Raw genomic sequence first — 18,727 nt, 5'->3', positions numbered from 1 at the left:
CAAGCTTTACTTTTCCTAATATAAATTGTGTCTGGTCGTGCCAAAACGGGATGATAACGTTCCGAATTCGTTTTCGGAATAATGCCCCGAGCGAGGGAAAGCGGTACTGCTGGAGATCACTCAGGTAAGCCGGAGCAAACGTTTCTTCCTTGGTACTGCTTTCTTCCAGCGCATATGCAGGACAAAATGACAGCTTTTGCATCCTTCGCTCGGGTTGGTTCAGCCCTTTTATCAGCAATCGTCATTCGTTTGAAAATTACTCGCCTGCTTATTTCTCGGGTCGTCTTTACTTGTTCACGGCTTCCCTTTACCAGCGTTTCTCGACCCGTTCGATTCGGTAAGTCAGGCTCTCCAGCGTCACCGCCACAAGGCCATTTACATATTCGCGCCGGGTATCCTGGTGAATGAGCAGCTTCGGCATATGCTCCTGCGGAATTGTATCGAGACAGCGTTCAATAATGGCATCGTGCATGTCCGGCTCGACGGCGTCTCCCGTGATGACGATGGCCGCGGGATTGATAATCGCGATGATCGAGACCATTGAGTGCACGACCAATTGCAGCAGCCCTGCGGGCGTTTTCAGCATTTCAAGCTGTTTTTCCCGCGTCATGCCAAACGGCAGATACGAAATTTCACCCCCGAAATGGGTGTTGCCGGATAAAGGATGACCTTCGATCATAAAGCCCGCACCCGGAAAATAATTCGGGGAAAACGACAGCACGGCAAAGTTTTTTTCCTCGGCAAAATGCTGCTCAGTGTACAGCCCGTACACCGTCAGGTTCATGTCGTTGCCCACGACCACTTCCACGTCCTCGTACTGCTCCTTGAGCCGCGGACCAAGCGGCTGCTCCGCCAGCTCCGGTACGTCGCAGATGCCGATCACCCCATGATGCGCCACGCCGGGAATACCGATCCCGATCGCCTGCACGTTATGATACCGGTCAACAAGCTCCGCAACCAGTTTCTCCATCGTAACGAGGGTAATCTCATCGTACAGAAGCGTCTGCTCATCCAGTACCTCGCCATTCAGGTTGGCGTTAACCGCCACGATCGAGCGCTCCCCATTTACGATGCGAACGATGAGGGACAATACGCTGGCGTAATCCGCATTGAACTGATACCGGCTCGCGGGTCTGCCCCCGCTTGATTCGTCCGGTCCAAGGTCGATAATCTCCCCGGTCTGGAGCAATTCGTTCAGAATCGTGCCACACGTCGCGACACTGAGTTTCGTTAGATTCGCGATAGACGCCTTCGTGCCAACGCGGATGGTGCGCAGCGTATTTTTTACCAGCTCCACGTTGATTCGTTTGACCTGCTGCGTATTGTGTGCTGTCGGGTTCAAGGCGGTGTCAAGCCTCCTTTCGCGATGTTGGATTTCACGGTTGATTATTTTAAAAGAGTTTTAATAAGTGAAGTTTAGGTGGAGTCGGGCGGAAAGTCAATGCTTCAGTTGAAATTTAAAGTAGCTATGATGTGATGGAAAAAGACAGTGCAAGATCGTAAAACCATGATCCCGCACTGTCCCTTGTGGGTTTCGCGTTATGTAGAGTGACTGATGCGATACGCCAGCATGCTTTTCTCTAGTCGAATCTCGAACAATTTTCGGTTCAGTTCCTGTTCCATGGAGTGCAGATGGTAAGCAGCTTGCTTCACGGTGTCCATTTCAAGTACTCCAGCCTGCTTGGCAATGATGTCCATCGCGTCCGAGATGAGTTTGCGACACCTTGTAAGTTCGTTTAAGGCTTCATCTTCTCGCTCGATTAGCTTTGTGTACTCTACGGTTAGTGCTTCAATGTTGGTAGCTGTCATGTTACCACTCCTAAAATTGGTACGCATAAGAGTACCAGATATACAAAAAGTATATGGTACGCTCATGCGTAACGTCAAGTCCATATGGAAATTTCAGGAGTGATTATCATGGCAAAGAAAGTGGTTGTCAATATCCACAAACTAACGGAAAAACATAACATCTCTCTTCGCGAACTGGCCCGATTATCAGATATTCGCCATGCTGCGTTGAGTGAGTTGCAGTCTGGGAAACGAGAGAATATCAACTTTGCTCATATTGAGCGGATCGCTGAGGCGCTGGATATTGATGATATTAGGGAGATTATTGAGATTCGGGATGTCTGATTGATGAAACATTTCTGATATCCCTCGGGTTAGTTAATACAACTTAATTATATTGTAGATAAAAGAGGTATTATTCTATAATGCTATTAACGTTGCTCCCTCTAATTATGTGGGACTGTAAAAGTATCATACAAACAATAATGGAATCAATAATTCTTTCAAAGCCTACTACCGTCTTAAGTTCAGATAAAGATTCGTAAATTCCGCCTATTTCATATAAAGCATTCTGAATAACTCCAGCCAGTTCAACGACCTCTGCATCTACTACTAACTCAAGCAATTTAAAAGAAGGAGTAACATTATTTAAGAATTCCGTTAACATCTGTGAAAATTGAGCACTGAATATTTCTATATATTTTGCTATACCTTCTCCACATAATTTATTCGAAGCTGATGCCGTTTGAATAACATCATTATATTGAGTAATTAGCATCCTAATAAGACCTAGATTACCTGAAGCCAACCTCCACTTTTCAAACTCTACAACATCAAGATCCAAATATGAAAACAATTCCTTTGGTAAGCTAGTCGGAAATAGTGGCTTTGAAATCACCGCTTCATCCGCATCAAGTAATCGATGTAGCGGTATGGTATAACCACTTAGCAGTGGTACATCTTTAAAAATAGGTACGTAAATCATGTTTAGTGATTTTGTTTCCAATATCCATCTATAACTGTTATATGGTATTGCTGATTTAAAAGCCTCACGAAACTTAAGAACTATTTTTACATATTCATCCTCTATAACATAAGAATCCATTAAATCTTCAATCTTGCTAAGAACATATATATCTCCATTTACGGTTACTGTTTTTCCTCCAATTCTCTCAGATGCTAATTCATAAGCTCTTTCAATTCTATCATTCGATTTTTTATACATTTCTCTAGCATTGTAGGCTATAGAAACGCCTTTTATAGGATAATTAAGAACATGTGACCACATATTTAGTAGAGTAAGCATTTCTTCAGTTTCTTCAGTAACAAAAACTGTTTCAATAGTGCTGTATTCTTTAAACAGTGATTCATATTCTTTTTGCATTCTTGTTAATGATTTTACAGCACCAAACAAAGTGAAAAGTGCTAAACGGGAATTTTTAATATGATCTAAACGAGCTCCTTGTAACCTTGCTATTATTACATCTGCAATTTGATCATAAAACCACTCTAATTTTCTATATGTTTCAGCAAATGCTTTTTCAAAATTAATGTACTGATGAATTGAGGTTTCTAGAGAGTCTGAGGCAATACCTACTTTATTTAAAATATCAATATTCCCAGTATTAAAGTCACTGTTCATTTTCTCTCTAATAAGACAATAAGGATCAACCGCAGTTTTTGGCAGTAAAATTTCTTTGTTCATTGCATATTTAAACTCTTTTGCAGTCTCTATTACTCTGTCCCAACGTACATTGTCGTGTCGTTTCTTCTTGTAGATGAAATCAATATAGTCAATGGTAAAATAAATAAGTTTCTTTGAATTTTTTCGTCTATGGTCTACCTGCATTACATATTGTGTCCATGTATCGGGTCGATCTAAATACTCTATTCGCGTCTGTTCCCAGGCATTAAGTTCCATAATCCATAGATCTGGACGATTTTTTTTATTAATTTTAGACTCGCTATTATATGCATCAATGCCTATATCACGCAATAAATCAGTTCCAATCAACTTAACCCCTATATTTTCCCTATCAGGAAATATCTGATCAAGCAAAGCTGTCATCTTATTTCTCCAATAGAAGTTAAAATTTGTTTCAGAAGAGTTTGAATTTCCTACCTTATAATAATCATTAAAAACAGGAGGGATAAAATAGCACTGTATGTCTGAATCAGAAATATCTAGGTTTATTACACAGTATTCTTTAATTATTCTTGAAGACAATACATTCCTTGCTGAAATATACAGTTCTTCATTAATTATCTCATGAAGTCCTCTTAAAGCGTCCGCCTTTGACTTAACATCGCCAGTTAACATTTCATCAATAATTTCATCAACTGAGAAAGGAATCTCTATCTTTTTACCACGCTTTGCCAACCAAAATAAAGAATATCCTAATTGTGACCATTCTTTATCATGCATCGGCATGTTTAAAGGAAGTTTCAAATTGAGAATTAATGAATCTGTAGCTTCATAATCAATCTGTAGAGAGGTCAATGAGTTCTTTATTGTCTCAACCTCTTCTCTTGATTTCTCTCCATTAAGTCTTTCAATAATAAATTCGTTAGGTCGCATGTATCCTGAAATATCTACAGGCATATATTTCAACCAACCAATTCCATATTTATTTTTAATTTCTTGAATCACTTCTATATTAGCTTCAACATACCGCTTAACATCAAGCCATAACATCGTTTTAATTAAACCTGCACAAGCTATCCAGTCCTTTTGCCCTTTGAAAGAGATTAAAGTGACTATCTCTTTAGAATAAGAATGTTTAGAGAAAAAATCCATCATGATATATTGATAATATTTACTATCTAGGCAATCCAGAGTTAACAATAGAAGCTCGAAGGAATCCTCTCCAATAATTTCATAAATAATCTCCGAAACAATGAGCGCTCTCTGTGGATGAAGGGATTCCAAAAACAAACCATCATCTGAAGATTTTATCAAGTACTCATTACTAAAACGTTGGATTGCAGAGAATATATTATTGATGCCAACAACTTTTTTCGCATGTTCAAGATAAAGAGGACAACCAATTCTCCCTGCAAAGCTAACAAGTTGTAATAATAAAAACCACGAGTCAGGATGCCCTTCTCTTAAAAGATTTTCAATTTGTGCTCTTAACCTTTGTTTCAATGTTTGATTGTTCGTAAGTAAGTAAACAAATTCTATTAATGGGCCATTTTCACCAAATCTTGCCCAAGCTTCTTCGAAACTTCGAAAATAAGCATGTGGCGATGAATCTATAATTGTCTGATAGATTGACATCGCTTCTTGTTTAGTTAGGTCTAAATCAATAATTTCAATACTTACAGAACTAGAATCAATACGAGTCATTCTAAAGTCCTCTTCACGTATAGAAACTAACACCGGAACAGCAATGCCACGTGCCTGTAGTTCCTGTATTAGGATTATCCATTGTTGTTCCCCTGGATGGACATCGATGTATACAATTAGATTTCCAGTGTGTTTAGTGATACCTTTTAAAGCATTAGCTAAATTTTCTGCTTGTCTAATAGAAGAGATTGAGCGAATGCAGAAAATTAATTGTTCTGGATAATGATCAAGTAGATAACGATAACAAAGAGTTGTTTTACCCTGTCCAGATACCCCTCTTATGATTACTGCTTTGTTATCTTCAATTTTATGATTAATCTTGTCAATCCAAGTTCGTCTACTTAAATCAAGCCCATTACGTACATGAGATGGATGTGCAGATATTCCTTGATCAAACTCATCTTTAAGCTTATTGTAACTTTTGTCTGTAGCGATATCGCATAGTCTTATCAAGGAATTGTTATATTCTTTGTAGTAACCGTCTATTGCTGAAATATCTCTTCCAATTTGATGTATTTGCTCCTCCCATAACTTGAGGCTAGTACTTCCTTTTTTATTAGAAAGATCAGAAACATATTGGATGAGCAATGAATAAGCAAGATCAGGAGCTGCCATCACTGGCACAAAGTCTTTTAACTGTTTTAATATCTGTTCTTGAAGATCTTCAATATTTACTTTTTCAAAAACTAAAGATGAGATTAACCATTCCGCAGATTCTAGTGTAAGCTCGTGATTTTCAGTTAATTTTTTCAGCACTGATTTTTTACAACTAATTTCTCCATCAATTAACCCTTTTAATTCCTCTCCTAAATTATTAAAATAAATAACTCTTACTTTTGAAAATGAATTATCTACTTCGTGTATGCTACACACTCTTTTATAAAAACCTTCTCCTCCGACAGAAGATTTCGCGGAAGCTAAAGATGAGAGAGTTAAGTCCGATGAAATATTTTTAATTTGTATTGCCTCTATTATTTTCCCTTCATTTTTTATAACTAAATCTTCAATATCTTCAGGGAAAAAATCATGGTTGTGAGTATCAGACATTAATCGAGAGGCAATATATAATGTTTGTGAAGAAAATCCTTTCCAAGCTGCCTGTGCTCCTATGTCTGATTTAGAAAATATTCCACTTCCTTCAGTCACTTTCATGTTACCGCCTCCCTGTGATCGAATTAAAAAAGCAACATTAATTCGAGTCCTATTTCAACTTTTCCTGAATATATCTTTCCTGCAAATACTTAATCATTCGATCTTCTGTCACCAAACAACTAATTTCGTCTCGTTTATGCTTGCCAAGCTTAGAAAGCCAGTTATGTGATCCTAGGAAGAGATAACGATCATCAACCAGCAAAATCTTAGAATGAATAGGAGGGATGTATTTAAGCGACTCTCCCATAACTTCTTTAAGAGTTGAAACAGACTTGACGTTTTTATCATAATCCCCATATGAATTATCCCTTTTCACAATTCCAGGAATATTGCCAAGATCAATTCCTTTCCCACCTTGATATCCAAACCCAATTCTTACTTCCACCTGTCTACTCATCGCGGCTTGAACTAAACTAACAAATTCGTCATTGACTATATACGACATAATCCAAGGTGAAAAAATGACTATCGACTTGTTTGCATGCCGTAAAGCTTCCATCAGCAACAAGTAATGATCTCTTGGATTGAGAATGAGACGCTCAGGTAGATGTTCACGAAGGTATACAGAGAACGGATCAAGCAACTCTTGAGAGCCTTCTGAAGAATCGATATATAGACTGAATGCCATCGCATCCATATCCTCAGCAATCGTATGGAAGCTCTCTTCTAGCGGACTTATACACACTCCACTTTTCTGAATAATCTCGAACACATTCTTTAGATGGTTCTGTTTGAGCTCAGAGATCACTTCCATGTTACCTACCAAAACAAACTGTTCTTTGGCTCGAGATAGAGCAACATTCAGCAGATTAGTGCTTCCACCAACAAATGAGGCAATCCCCGTTTGCTTCGAATTATCAATGACCGAGCTAAAAATAATAATCTTCTTTTCCTGCCCTTGAAACGCATGAACCGTTCCTATATCTACACCGGGAATTTCCTTTTGCAGCTTATCCTTTTGCTTCGTGAAAGGTGTGATGATACCTATGTCCTTCTTACTCATCCCCTTTTGCTCTACATAAATATCAACCAATCTCTGACATACTTTAATTTCAGACATATTAGTATGTGTCCTAATGTTCTTTAAGCCCCTCACATCAATCGCAACGAGATTATTACCAAACAATTTATCATGATTGTCCTGATTAACAATGGTCAGAATTCCCCCATATACATGTTGATTAGAAAACTCCATGATACTTTTTTCGCATCTGCGATGTTCAGTAAGAATTAATCCTTTTCTTTTACCTCTATGATCCCACTCGTAAATATCTGAATTCCGGTCAATGTAACTCTGCGCACTATTGCGCTGTACACATATTTGCTCATGATGTTCCTCTGGGATTCCTGGTATTTCTTCAACTACATTGGTTTTCAAAAGCCTTACGGGTTCTAATTGTTCAATATCTCCTACAATAACCGCTCTCTGAGATCTATAAAGAGGACTACTTAAATAATGCGGCATAATCTGACCTGCTTCATCCACAAGCAGTGTATCGATAAGTCCTGGTAATAATTGAAATGTTCGTTCTCCAAACGAATGAAGAGTTGATGTAACTACAGGAAAACATAAGAAAACCGTGTTCCATAGGGCCCTGATGCCTTTATTAAATTCCTGATCCCGCTTATTTCCTTCACTATAAAATGGTTGAAACCACATCCCCTGACAGACCATTTTAAGATTGTGCAAAACTTCTTCCGCATGTAACTTCACGTATTGCTCTGTTACTCTCAGTGAGTGCTGAAAGAGTTCATACCTTTTTTCCAGAACAACTCGATCAGATGCAAAAGCAAATGCGTTATATTGGGAAATATCCTCGAATCCCCACTTAACAGCAATCTCTTTGTCCAACGATAAAAATGTTTCAAGTTTTCCTATGAACTGACCAATAAACTGGATGGCTTCATTACAGTTTGTTTGCTGTTGCTCCAGTTCGTGCAGGTTGTCCTTCAGAATTACTATCTCTGCTCTCTGATGATCTTGCTCAGATCGCTTAAGAAGCAGTGTCGCTCTCAGTTCCTCTTCTTCGTTTTCTTTCTTCTTTATTAGACGATTCTCAATATAATTCTCGGAAGGATATTGTATGAAAAATGCTTTCCTTTTTGGTAAAAGCCATTTCAGCCAAGCGTTCTTTTTCCAGGCTCGAAACTTCTCCAACGTGTCGTAGCCTTCTTTGATCAACTCTGTATATTCTGAGAGGTCCAATACTGTAGATTCTATTTGAACTTCCAAGTCTCTAATTTTTTGTTTTCGTTCATGAATGACACTCTTTAGAGACAGAATAGAATTTTTAATGGTATTCAGTTGACCACTCTTAATTTCTAATTCCAATTGATACGAAGACAGATCAGTTGCAGGATCGTTCAATACTCGGCCTTGACTGGCATAAAAACGAATTAATTCCTCCTTCGCTGCGGCCCACTTCTCAATATCCTTATGTATGTGTTCCAATTCTTGATAAGCAGCAATAAATTGCCCTTTTGCTGTCTCATCCATGTTCTGAGTCTTAGCTTCTTCCAACCCTTCAATAAACTCCGGAACAAACTCTGTCGTGAAAGCCATTTTATTAGTAGCGTTGCCTAACCTTGCACAGAAGAATCCTTTTGTTTCCTCTCCCTCTGTCTTCTGTTTTAAAAAATCTGTAAAGTAAGACACTTCTTTGAGCAATTCCAGACCGATATTATCTACAGCTTTATTGTTGGTACTTGTGAGCACCATGGAGAATGTTCTGTTGTCTACTTCGAAAGGAATCCGATACAACTCTTTGCCTCTCTCTTTAATCTTCTCCCACGGCTTTTCCCAAAGATCAGTCAAAGTCTTTGCCTTCATCACCATGTTATCTGCGAATACTTCTTTGAGTAATGTACTTTTCCCAGTCCCCGGTGGTCCGTTCACTGAAAGTAGAGAGTGGTCATTGATCGCTTCAATAACATGCCACTGTTTTTCGTTAATTGGATATTGGTCCGTATAGCTGCCGTAATGAAAAGAAAGCCCGGCATTTTCTTTAATATATGCTGTAGTATTCTGGCCACCTGTTAAATATGTATTTAAAAGTTCAGGTAGTGGAAATTCGTCTGTCGTAAGTTCAAGAATACGTTCTATTTCTTTTTGGAAAATTGGTCGTTTCATTTCCTCCAGCATTTCAAATGTAACAAAGACTTGGGCAGGCATTTGCCAACCTTCGTAGCTCTTAAAGTTATTTAGATCTTTTTGGTATTTTCGTTTCAGTTCCGTACTAAAAATATTGAGGATTTCATGCATATCTTGCTGCTGAGAGTAATCATTAGCATTCATTAGTTCAAGTAAATTTGCTTTCTCAATCTCACCGACCTCAAATGTAGAATTATTCGTTAACCAGGCAACCACAATTCCCAAACTCTCATGGTTGATATAAAACTGCTCTATTTTCAGCTTCTCCTCTTCAATACGTCCAATAAAAGTGATTAATGGTTTCGTTGAAGTCTCTTTTTTCGTCGTCTTCTTCAATAATGGGTAACAAATCGTTATTGCATCATTTAACAAATTGCTAATGAACTTTTCTGAATTAGCCCTATTGTCCTTATATTTAAAGGAAAGCCATGTCAGAAACTCCTCTACTGACTTATTGCCAGAAACAACAAGCTCAATCTGACTGTCTAGTTCATCTTTCCTGTATCTTCCTATTTCCAAATGATCATTAATATCGGGGTACGATGTAATTTTCTTAAATATATCCCTCCTCCTCTTTTGCTGAACAAGTTGTTCCAGCCTAGTGGGATCACTCAGAATCTCATCACTAAATAACTCACCTTCCACTTGGCTTAACGAATTTTCCATCAGAGCTGTTCTCTTTTCATATTCAACGAAGTACCGAAGTACATTCCTGCTATCTAACACTTAATCCCCTCCATCAACAACCATATATCCTATACGTCATCCTTATTATATACGATTAGTTAAATATAGGACATTAAGTGCTTAGGATTTCATCATCATATATCTAAGTCCACTTTGTATTACCACATTTTCACATTTTCACATTTACTTAACCTTTGAATTGTTGACCTGTCTAGGCCCCAAGCTAAACCTTGCGAAGCAACTTTCGCCAGATAACATACCTTAATAAAAAGAAAAGAAATGATTATTATTCAACTTTCAGAGAGCAGTTAACGTTTATCCTCTTGAGTAACTTTTATGTTTTCTTTAAAGAAAAGTTAAATTTAAAATAATGGGAGGAGTAAAAATGATTAAATTACGTTTTGTCATTACAATAACTCTAATAGTCCTGGTCTCAGCATTACTTATATCATGCAATGAGAAAACCGAGGTGTCTCTCGATGACTTGATTATAACAATGAAAGAATCAAGTCTAAACATTGAAACAGATGAAGCAGAAGTCGCCTCAACCCACTATGCATATAATCCGGATACAAAGATGTTTTACTTAGGATTGCAATTCAAAAATGATGAGGTTCCTTCCACTGACAAACAAAATGCGATCTATGAGAAGTTTCTTTCTAAAGCTTCTGAGGTAACAAATACCGGGGATTGGAAAAAAGCGCTAGAACTTTATAACGTAACATTTGAGCAGCTATTACCGAATAATGAGAAAAAAACACTTGCTGCGAAGAAAGAAAACTCTGACGTTATTGAATTTGAAAACTCAAAATAAAGTGATCTATCATTCATAAAAATGAGGGGCACTTGATTCATTCAGTGCTCCCCATCGTCTTACCCGTGCACCGTCAACTTAAAGTCTTTATATCATGGCCATAGTATTGTAAGGTTCCTCCCCCACCTCACAAACAACTTCATCAGCCCATTAAACACCGGATTAATAATATATCCCTTCGGATCAATCGAATATCTCGTGCCTGTATCCAGCTTGGGGATCCGCTCCATTTCCTCGGGCGTTAATGAGAAATCGAAGATTTCGCTGTTTTCCTTAATCCGCTTTGGATTCGAGGATTTCGGGATCAGGATAACCCCGCGTTCCAGATGCCAGCGCAGGATGATTTGAGCTACCGTTTTGTGGTGGTGATCGGCTATCTTTTGAAGTTCGATAGGAGAGTAACGTTTTATTGCCTTGTCCGAGCGGCCCCCAGGCTTCATGCAGGATATGATGTTTATCCATATAAGCGCGCAGTTCATACTGCGGAAATTCCGGGTGCGCTTCGATCTGGTTGACCATGGGGGGGATGCTGGTGTGTCTCATCAGGTTTTCCTGATGCTCGATCTCGAAGTTCGCGATACCGATGACCTTGATTTTTCCTGCCAACTAAAGCTCCTCCATCGCTTTCCACGTCTCGATATACTTGGGCGAAGCAAAATGAATCAAATACATGTCCAGGACATCAACCCCCAATTTATCGATCGTCGTTTGAAAGGCGCTTTTCGTTGCTTCGTAACCATGATTCGTGTTCCACACTTTGCACGTAATGAAAAATTATTCTCTCGGATTCCGCTTTGCCTAATTTCCTCACCCAGCGATCTTTCGTTGCCATAAATGCCGCCGTATCGAAATGCCGGTACCCACCCGGAACGCCTCTCAGATGGCCGTTTTGAACTCTTCCGTTTTCGTTATAACAAGTTTTAAATATCCGCACGGATCAGATTATAGTCATTGTCAAAATACGCATGGATTCTGTGACCGCCAAACAGTTCTCCATCGTCGTACTCGCAGTAAATATAATCCTGCTTCATCACAATATCCAACAGTCGGATGCACGACGCAAATCTTTCTTCGCTGACGTTATACTCCCCCGCATCAACCCGATCCCAGTCCAGGTTTGGGTCATCCTCGTCGTACTCTGGCCAGAAATCATTTTTGAACGTCACTAACTCACCCGCGATCCTTGCCTTGGCCTGTTGATCAAATTCAGACAATCCCTCGTACAGCTTCTCAGCCCGGTGTATCATCTCTTGCATGTTTACTTTGTTGTCGGACGCATCCAATGTCCAGTGCACTGTGCCTTCGCGAAGCGTGTATCCTTCACTTATTTCTTCGTAAACCAATGTGCCCATCTTCACACTATGAATCGATTTCAGCAACGTTTACCATCCTCCCTTACAACACACCGTTCATTCCGCCGAACATCCGGCCTAACACATCCCATTGTACAAATATCCAACATAATATCATTGCTAGAGATAGACCAACCAACAGATTCGTTTTGTTCTTCGGGATGGCAGCCAGCAGGATTACAGAACCCTTTTCTACGCGCATACCACATCACATACGCACAGACTGGAGAAATTAATGAGACTTAACCCATAAGTTTGCCATTTGGCAAGCTTATGCTTTCAATTCACCCATCTACATACACACATTCCTATTTCGCTTTGAAAATGTGCAAAAAGTGCCCGTTTCAGGACCTTTATGAATGAAAAATCACTAAAAATATCGGTTGCAGGAAGTAACACCTTCAAAATGTACAATTTGAGTTAGAGGAAGTGTAAATTATGGTTTAAATGAAATCTTTAAAGTCAAAGAAGTCAATCACTATTACGATTGACTTCACTTGAATTTATTGAGCTATCGTTTCCCGTTAGCGAAATAACAGAAAGTTAACACAAATTTATTTAACACAGATTACTCGTCCTTTTGTCATTTGCACTAATTCTTCAGGTGTTAATTGAAACACTGCTCTTGGATGTCCGGCAGCAGCCCATATCTCTCTAAATTGTAACAAGTCTTCATCGATAAGAGTGATGATTGGCTCTTTATGTCCTAAAGGGGGTACGCCTCCAATAACAAATCCTGTGTGTTTACGTACAAAATCAGCGTCAGCTTTTCCTAAATTGTCATTCAGATGGGTGTTAATTTGCTTTTCATTAATTCGATTTACTCCACTGGCTATCACCAATAAGGGTTTATCGTTATTTTTGAGTCGAAAGATAATTGACTTAGCTATATGTGCAACCTCGCAACCTATCGTATCGGCAGCTTCCTGTGCAGTTCGTGTACTGTCAGGTAGTTCTATAACTTTATTTGCATATCCCAACTCTATTAGTTTGTTTTGCACCTGTTGTGCACTATCTTTAAGTTGACTTGTCAACGTGTATCCCTCCTTAATGATTACAAGCAATTAAGATTCCGCATAATACATAACAACCTGTATCGTCACATCTTCGTCCGATTTATTTATATAACGGTGTTCAACATTGCCTGCAAATCTTATAGCCTGTCCTTCTTGTAAGGCGTATATTTCATCCTTAATCTGTAGATTAAACACTCCAGAGATAACTGTGATGTACTCTTGAACCCCATCATTGTGTGGGAGTGAAACATAGTTACAAGTAGGACTAAGAATAATCGTAAACGTTTCAATACGTGTTTGGGGGTCAAACGGAAACAGCAAGTATACTCTACAATTTCCATTGTCTTCTGTTAAATCTGGAATTTCTTTTCGAGTTGCAATGGATACTACTGCCTCATCCTCTTTAAGTAGAGATGAAAACGAAATATTGAGTCCCGTAGCAATTTTCCACACGGTTGTCACTGTGGGCTGCGTTTCTCCTCGCTCAATTTGATGAAGCATACCTTTACTAACCTTTGTTAAATCAGCAAGCTTATCTAAGCTTAACTGCCTATGTTTTCTAATACGTTGCAGGTTGTTTCCTATCCTGATGTGTATAGCATTCAAGAAGTAACATCCCCTTTCGTTCATTATACTATACAAATATATCATTATACAGTACGTTTTACAAACGTTGTATTGGGCTAAACTGCCCGTTCGTATTATGAGGTCATCCAGTTTTTTACTGTTTGACCTCTTTTGTTCGTAGGAGGTTTAGTATGGGTAGCCGGGGTAGACGTCTCTGCCCGTGGGGCTTGACCCCGTGAGCTAAACTGTTCACCCCCTACTTCATCCCAATATTCAACAGCCCGATGCACGCCGCAAATCTTTCTTTGCTGACGTTATACTCCCGTGCCCATCTTCGCACTATGAATCGATTTCAACAACGTCCACAATCCTCCCTTACAACACCCCGTTCATTCCGCCGAACATCCGGCCTAACACATCCCATTGTACAAATATCCAACATAATATCATAGCTAAAGATAGACCAACCAACAGATTCCTTTTGTTCTTCGGGATGGCAGCCAGCAGGATTACGACCATTAATATGTATATCGCATAAAGCCATGGGATCAAATAATAATGCGTGTGAATCGGCAAGTATGCGTTTCGTAATTCATACCCTTCCGCCAGCAGCAAGGTGATGGGAAGCGATAGGATCGCAGCAGAGATGAACCCTTTTCCACGCGCATACCACATTACATACGCACAGACTGGAGATATCAACGCACATATGCCCCAGAACAAGATGGCTTTTCCAGGGAAAAATTTCAGAAACAGCGTGGTATACACGTAATAAACGGCAAGCATGGAAACAAAAAACGCAAAAACGTTCGCTGACGCCCATTTGGGCGAGCAGCTAAACACCGACAAAAGCGTCGCCGTAAATACCCAGATCCCCAGGCGTCCGCCGATATTATCAAATATGGGGTTAATGCTTGCATTGTCTACTAACTTTGCGGCTACACCCATGATGATTCCCAGCACGGTGGCATAAACGATGGAACGAAGCTTGTGTTCTTTGGTCGACCCAATCGGGGTTCGAATAGAATTCAAGGCTCGGTTGCTTACCATTTCACACATCCCCCAGACGAGCGATGGCATATTGCAGCAATTGTGCTTTTTTCGCTTGCGTAATCTCCAGTGGGGCGTCTTTTAATGCTTGTGGATTCACTTCGATTTTTTTTCCGGCAGCCTCCTGCTGCTGCGCAATTTCCATCATGGTGTTCACCGGGCTGGTGTAGTTTCTAAGCAATGAGCGGCATAGTCTTTCCGTGAGCTTTTCCGGTTCCTCGTTTACGAAGCAAAGCTTACCGTGTACCAAAGAAACATGTTCCTCAAATTGGTCCTTGAGATCGACGACATGCCAGCCTGACCAAATCTCCCGGACCTCGCGAATCACTTCTCCCAGACCAGGGGCATACCACAAATGGATCGTTCGGGCTGGGATATCGAGATGAAATCCTTGATCCGGAATCTCCTCCGGCCATTCTTTCAAATCCAGTTCCGTGCGTCCGACATGTTGGTCCAAGTGTTCGAGCAGTTCGGGACCTTGCAGCAAATATTCCTCCATCTCCCACTGTGCCGGATATAATCGTAGTTCCCCGTTCGAAAAAACGATGCTCGCAATCGTTCGCACCCAGCCTTCCGCCGATTCCGGCGCTAATGCAGCAGGCTCTACAGGCTTGTTGGTCCGCCCCGTCAATTCATCCGTGGGATGGCCGACATATTCAGCCAGATCCAGAATGCCCGCCGATGCCCATTCAATGGACCACCCGGGCCATAGCGGCTTCATCATTCGAATCAGGTGCCTGCGCAGCGGAATTTCGTAATTCACGTCCTCCCCGCCGTACCAGAGCAGCACTTGACGATCCAAATCCATCAGCGCGCCCCCTTCCGCCCACGCCGTATCAAGCCATGCTGTCGTCGGCTCTTGACGTTTGATGAATTCCAATGCTCCTTCCGGGCCCCAAAACAAATTTTCCGGCATCGAGATGCCGCCCCAATGACTGTAATACAGTGAATATGTATGATGTTCAACCAGTAACAGATTTGCACGATGCCCCATTCATCATCTCTCCCCTGTATTTCATAATCGTTGTTACTATAGAAACCGCATTAATCAATCACACTTGGCCACTGCGAGTTCAGTACCATCTTCCGATCGCTGTTATCCCCAGATTTTTTTGAATCCCCTTTTTCAAGGGGAAATCCGGTGATAAAGGCGAACGCTTCGCTTCTTCAGATTGGTCCTGCCTCTTCGTTAACGTGTTTATGTTTTTGCGGTTTATATCTATCAATAATATTATAAATCCTCCACTTTTCCCCAACCTTTTAATTCCTTAAACGTAATATTAAAGTAAGAAAAAAGACAGTCCGTTGAAAGATGCCTTTCGTATACTTAACGTATCCAGCGTACGAATCGTTTGAACGAAAATGGACCATGAACAGGAAGGTGAACTTTCATGCAAAAACAGAGGGTAAACGACCAGCGTTCCGTTAAAAAAATACCCTTGCCGACATTGCCCCTGAAGCGCGTTTCTCCCCTTGGGCCGGGGTGGACAGGTGCGATCACGGTATTAAGCTTAGTCACGTTATGTAATGGATTGGTGCAAGGATACTACTATTTGGGATCACGAAGCGTTGCGGACTATTTAATCGGGACTTCATTGTTTTTGACCGTAATCCTGGGTATTACCGGAATCATTGCCGGGTTGCTGCATTGGGCAAAACAAATGCCTTCACGATATGTGTGGTCCATGCTTGCTTCGTTCTGTGTGTTGTCGATCAGTTTTTTTGGTCCCATCCCGTTAACGCTGCTGGTTGCTCTAGTAATGATTATTTGCTTTTCCCTGCTCGGTGCGGTGCTCTATCGATTTAAGGCTGGAGCTTATCGGGAAACTAAGATCTGGAAAAAACGGACGGCAGGAGCAGCTGCCGCAGCGGCTCTCATTCTGATCTGCATGCTGGGGTACTGGCTCATGAGTGAAGGCAAAGCTGAGCTAACCGTGCCGTATCCGTTACAAACCGTCAAATCGGCGGAACAATACCGCACGACATTATCCAATCCGGCGGAGCCTGGGAAATTCCGCGTGAAATCGATAACCTACCGAAGCGATCCAACATCTCGCAAAGATCTCGGAGAACAAGGCATGCTTATAACCGAACCCGTCGACGGTTCAGCCTTTGTGGACCAATGGGCGGCGAGACGCACAAAAACGTTCGGTTTCGGGCCGGAAGCGATGCCGTTAAACGGGACGGTCTGGTATCCCGAAGGCGACGGTCCGTTCCCGCTGGTGTTGATCGTACACGGCAATCACCTTGCGACGGAGCCTTCCGACCCGGGTTATGCTTATTTGGGCGAGCTGCTGGCAAGCCGGGGATTCATCCTGGCTTCCATCGATCAAAACTACCTGAACACTTCTCCATTCAACGACCTGTTCATGTTCAGCGTTCTGAAAGGAGAGAATCGCGCCAGGGGATGGCTGATGCTGGAGCATCTCAAGACATGGGAGAAATGGAACTCCACCGAAGGCAATCCGTTCTATGGCAAGGTGAATATGCAGCGCATCGGGCTGATCGGACATTCCCGGGGCGGCGAAGCCGTCACCACGGCGGCGGCTTACAATGAAATGACATCCTATCCCGAGGATGCCAACATCAAGTTCGACTACCATTTCAACATCCGTTCCATCGTTTCGATTGCCGGCACCGATGGGCAATATCAACCGGCCGGACAACCGATCGTCTTGAAAGACGTGAACTATCTGGCCCTGCACGGTTCAAACGATATGGACGTCTCTTCGTTTGCCGGAGCAAATCAGTATCACCGGACCCAATTTACGGGTAACAACGGATTTTTCAAATCCTATGTGTACATCTACGGAGCCAACCATGGACAATTCAACAACGAGTGGGGCAAACACGATGGTGTCGGCTTGGGAAACATGCTGTTCAATACGGCCGAGCTTCTTCCCGAGGAGCAGCAAGCACTGGCGGCAAAGGTGCTGATTTCGTCTTTTTTGGAAGCCACGCTGAAGGATCAAGCCGGGTACCAAACCGTGTTTCAGGATCTTGGGCACGCCAGGGAATGGCTGCCCGAGACGATGTATATCAGCAATTATTGGGATGCAAATACAACAACGATCAGCAGTTATGACGAGGACAGCGATCCTGAGACGACCACGTTGTCGGGGGGCCGCTTGGAAGGAGAGTCGCTTGGGGGATGGAAGGAGCAGAAGATGGAGATGGCCCATACGGTCGAGCAGTATAGCGCCGTTTCCCTGGAGTGGGATCACGCGACAGCTTCTTCCGTCCCTGCCTACAGGGTCGTTTTGCCTGATCGGGGAATCGAAACGACCGAGCAGAGTTCCATCGTGTTCTCCCTGGCTAACGGGAATGCGGATCATGATGCAGAAGACGGAACAGACGCGCTGGTCGATCTAACCGTTTTGGTTGAAGATGACCAAGGAAATGCCGGCCGTTTGCCGCTAAGCAGCGTTTCTCCCCTGCTGCCGATGTTCGAAGGGTCCCTTGCAAAACGGCCGTTTGCATTCTTTCAGACAACCAAGGAGCCGATCTTTCAGAATTATACCTTCAGCCTGGCCGAGTTCGCCAAGACCAACTCTAATTTTAACCCGGAACGAATCCGCAAAATCAGCTTTGTGTTCGATCAGACGGCCAAAGGAAACCTATTCATCCGGGACATTGGCATCCGCAACGCCAAGCCGTAGATACTACCTGATGCTTTGCAATAAACAGGAAGATTCTATACTAAAAGGACGTCGTCCTTTAACCGACTTGATGGTTTTAAACCAAAGATCCCCTCCGAATTTCAGCGCTGCGATGCTCTGTTTCGGATGGGATTTTTTTTGC

The 18,727-nt window shown here is 41.7% G+C and carries 12 protein-coding genes and 1 pseudogene; 3 read left to right on the top strand and 10 right to left on the bottom strand.

Features of this window, described 5'->3' with window-relative positions; genetic code table 11:
• Positions 1-307 precede the first annotated feature (307 nt).
• Both L6H98_RS13135 and L6H98_RS13130 read right to left on the bottom strand, forming a co-directional pair.
• Positions 308-1,342, bottom strand: coding sequence for an ROK family protein (locus L6H98_RS13135; RefSeq protein ID WP_236415660.1), 1,035 nt, complete (start codon positions 1,340-1,342; stop codon positions 308-310).
• 197 nt (positions 1,343-1,539) lie between these two features.
• The gene (locus tag L6H98_RS13130) at positions 1,540-1,809 is read right to left on the bottom strand and encodes a hypothetical protein (protein WP_236415658.1); all 270 of its coding nucleotides are present in this window, start codon (positions 1,807-1,809) and stop codon (positions 1,540-1,542) included.
• 108 nt (positions 1,810-1,917) lie between these two features.
• Between L6H98_RS13130 and L6H98_RS13125 the strand changes: the two genes are divergently transcribed.
• Positions 1,918-2,133, top strand: a complete 216-nt coding sequence (locus L6H98_RS13125) for a helix-turn-helix transcriptional regulator (protein WP_192269803.1) — start codon at positions 1,918-1,920, stop codon at positions 2,131-2,133.
• 70 nt (positions 2,134-2,203) lie between these two features.
• On the opposite strand, the gene L6H98_RS13120 is transcribed toward L6H98_RS13125, so the two are convergent.
• Both L6H98_RS13120 and L6H98_RS13115 read right to left on the bottom strand, forming a co-directional pair.
• Positions 2,204-6,289 carry a hypothetical protein gene (locus tag L6H98_RS13120; RefSeq protein WP_236415656.1) on the bottom strand — a complete coding sequence of 1,362 codons (4,086 nt, stop codon included), beginning with the start codon at positions 6,287-6,289 and terminating at the stop codon, positions 2,204-2,206.
• 49 nt (positions 6,290-6,338) lie between these two features.
• On the bottom strand, positions 6,339-10,106 hold the full coding sequence (locus L6H98_RS13115; RefSeq protein WP_236415654.1) for an AAA domain-containing protein: 3,768 nt from the start codon (positions 10,104-10,106) through the stop codon (positions 6,339-6,341).
• A gap of 406 nt (positions 10,107-10,512) precedes the next feature.
• On the opposite strand from L6H98_RS13115, the gene L6H98_RS13110 reads away from it, so the two are divergent.
• Positions 10,513-10,941: a hypothetical protein gene (locus tag L6H98_RS13110; protein WP_236415652.1), complete on the top strand. Its 429-nt coding sequence runs from the start codon at positions 10,513-10,515 to the stop codon at positions 10,939-10,941.
• A gap of 92 nt (positions 10,942-11,033) precedes the next feature.
• Here L6H98_RS13110 and L6H98_RS13105 read toward each other — a convergent pair.
• The 6 genes and pseudogenes from L6H98_RS13105 to L6H98_RS13080 form a co-directional block, all read right to left on the bottom strand.
• Positions 11,034-11,697 (bottom strand): annotated as a pseudogene (locus L6H98_RS13105) (aldo/keto reductase).
• Positions 11,698-11,861: 164 nt separating this feature from the next.
• Positions 11,862-12,293, bottom strand: a complete 432-nt coding sequence (locus L6H98_RS13100) for a DUF2262 domain-containing protein (RefSeq protein ID WP_236415837.1) — start codon at positions 12,291-12,293, stop codon at positions 11,862-11,864.
• A gap of 554 nt (positions 12,294-12,847) precedes the next feature.
• Positions 12,848-13,327 (bottom strand): YbaK/EbsC family protein, encoded by a 480-nt coding sequence (locus L6H98_RS13095; protein ID WP_236415650.1) that lies wholly within the window; start codon positions 13,325-13,327, stop codon positions 12,848-12,850.
• A 30-nt stretch (positions 13,328-13,357) separates the two neighbouring features.
• Positions 13,358-13,915: an XRE family transcriptional regulator gene (locus L6H98_RS13090; protein WP_236415649.1), complete on the bottom strand. Its 558-nt coding sequence runs from the start codon at positions 13,913-13,915 to the stop codon at positions 13,358-13,360.
• 336 nt (positions 13,916-14,251) lie between these two features.
• Positions 14,252-14,926, bottom strand: a complete 675-nt coding sequence (locus L6H98_RS13085; protein ID WP_236415648.1) for a hypothetical protein — start codon at positions 14,924-14,926, stop codon at positions 14,252-14,254.
• 1 nt (position 14,927) lies between these two features.
• Positions 14,928-15,920 carry a hypothetical protein gene (locus tag L6H98_RS13080; protein ID WP_236415647.1) on the bottom strand — a complete coding sequence of 331 codons (993 nt, stop codon included), beginning with the start codon at positions 15,918-15,920 and terminating at the stop codon, positions 14,928-14,930.
• A gap of 397 nt (positions 15,921-16,317) precedes the next feature.
• On the opposite strand from L6H98_RS13080, the gene L6H98_RS13075 reads away from it, so the two are divergent.
• Positions 16,318-18,585, top strand: coding sequence for an MFS transporter (locus L6H98_RS13075; protein WP_236415646.1), 2,268 nt, complete (start codon positions 16,318-16,320; stop codon positions 18,583-18,585).
• Positions 18,586-18,727 lie beyond the last annotated feature (142 nt).

It is taken from the genome of Paenibacillus sp. JJ-223 (assembly GCF_927798175.1).
In the GTDB taxonomy this organism is placed as follows: domain Bacteria; phylum Bacillota; class Bacilli; order Paenibacillales; family Paenibacillaceae; genus Paenibacillus; species Paenibacillus hubeiensis.
The sequence above is the reverse complement of the archived record's forward strand: the minus strand, read 5'-3'. Positions and strand labels throughout refer to the sequence as shown.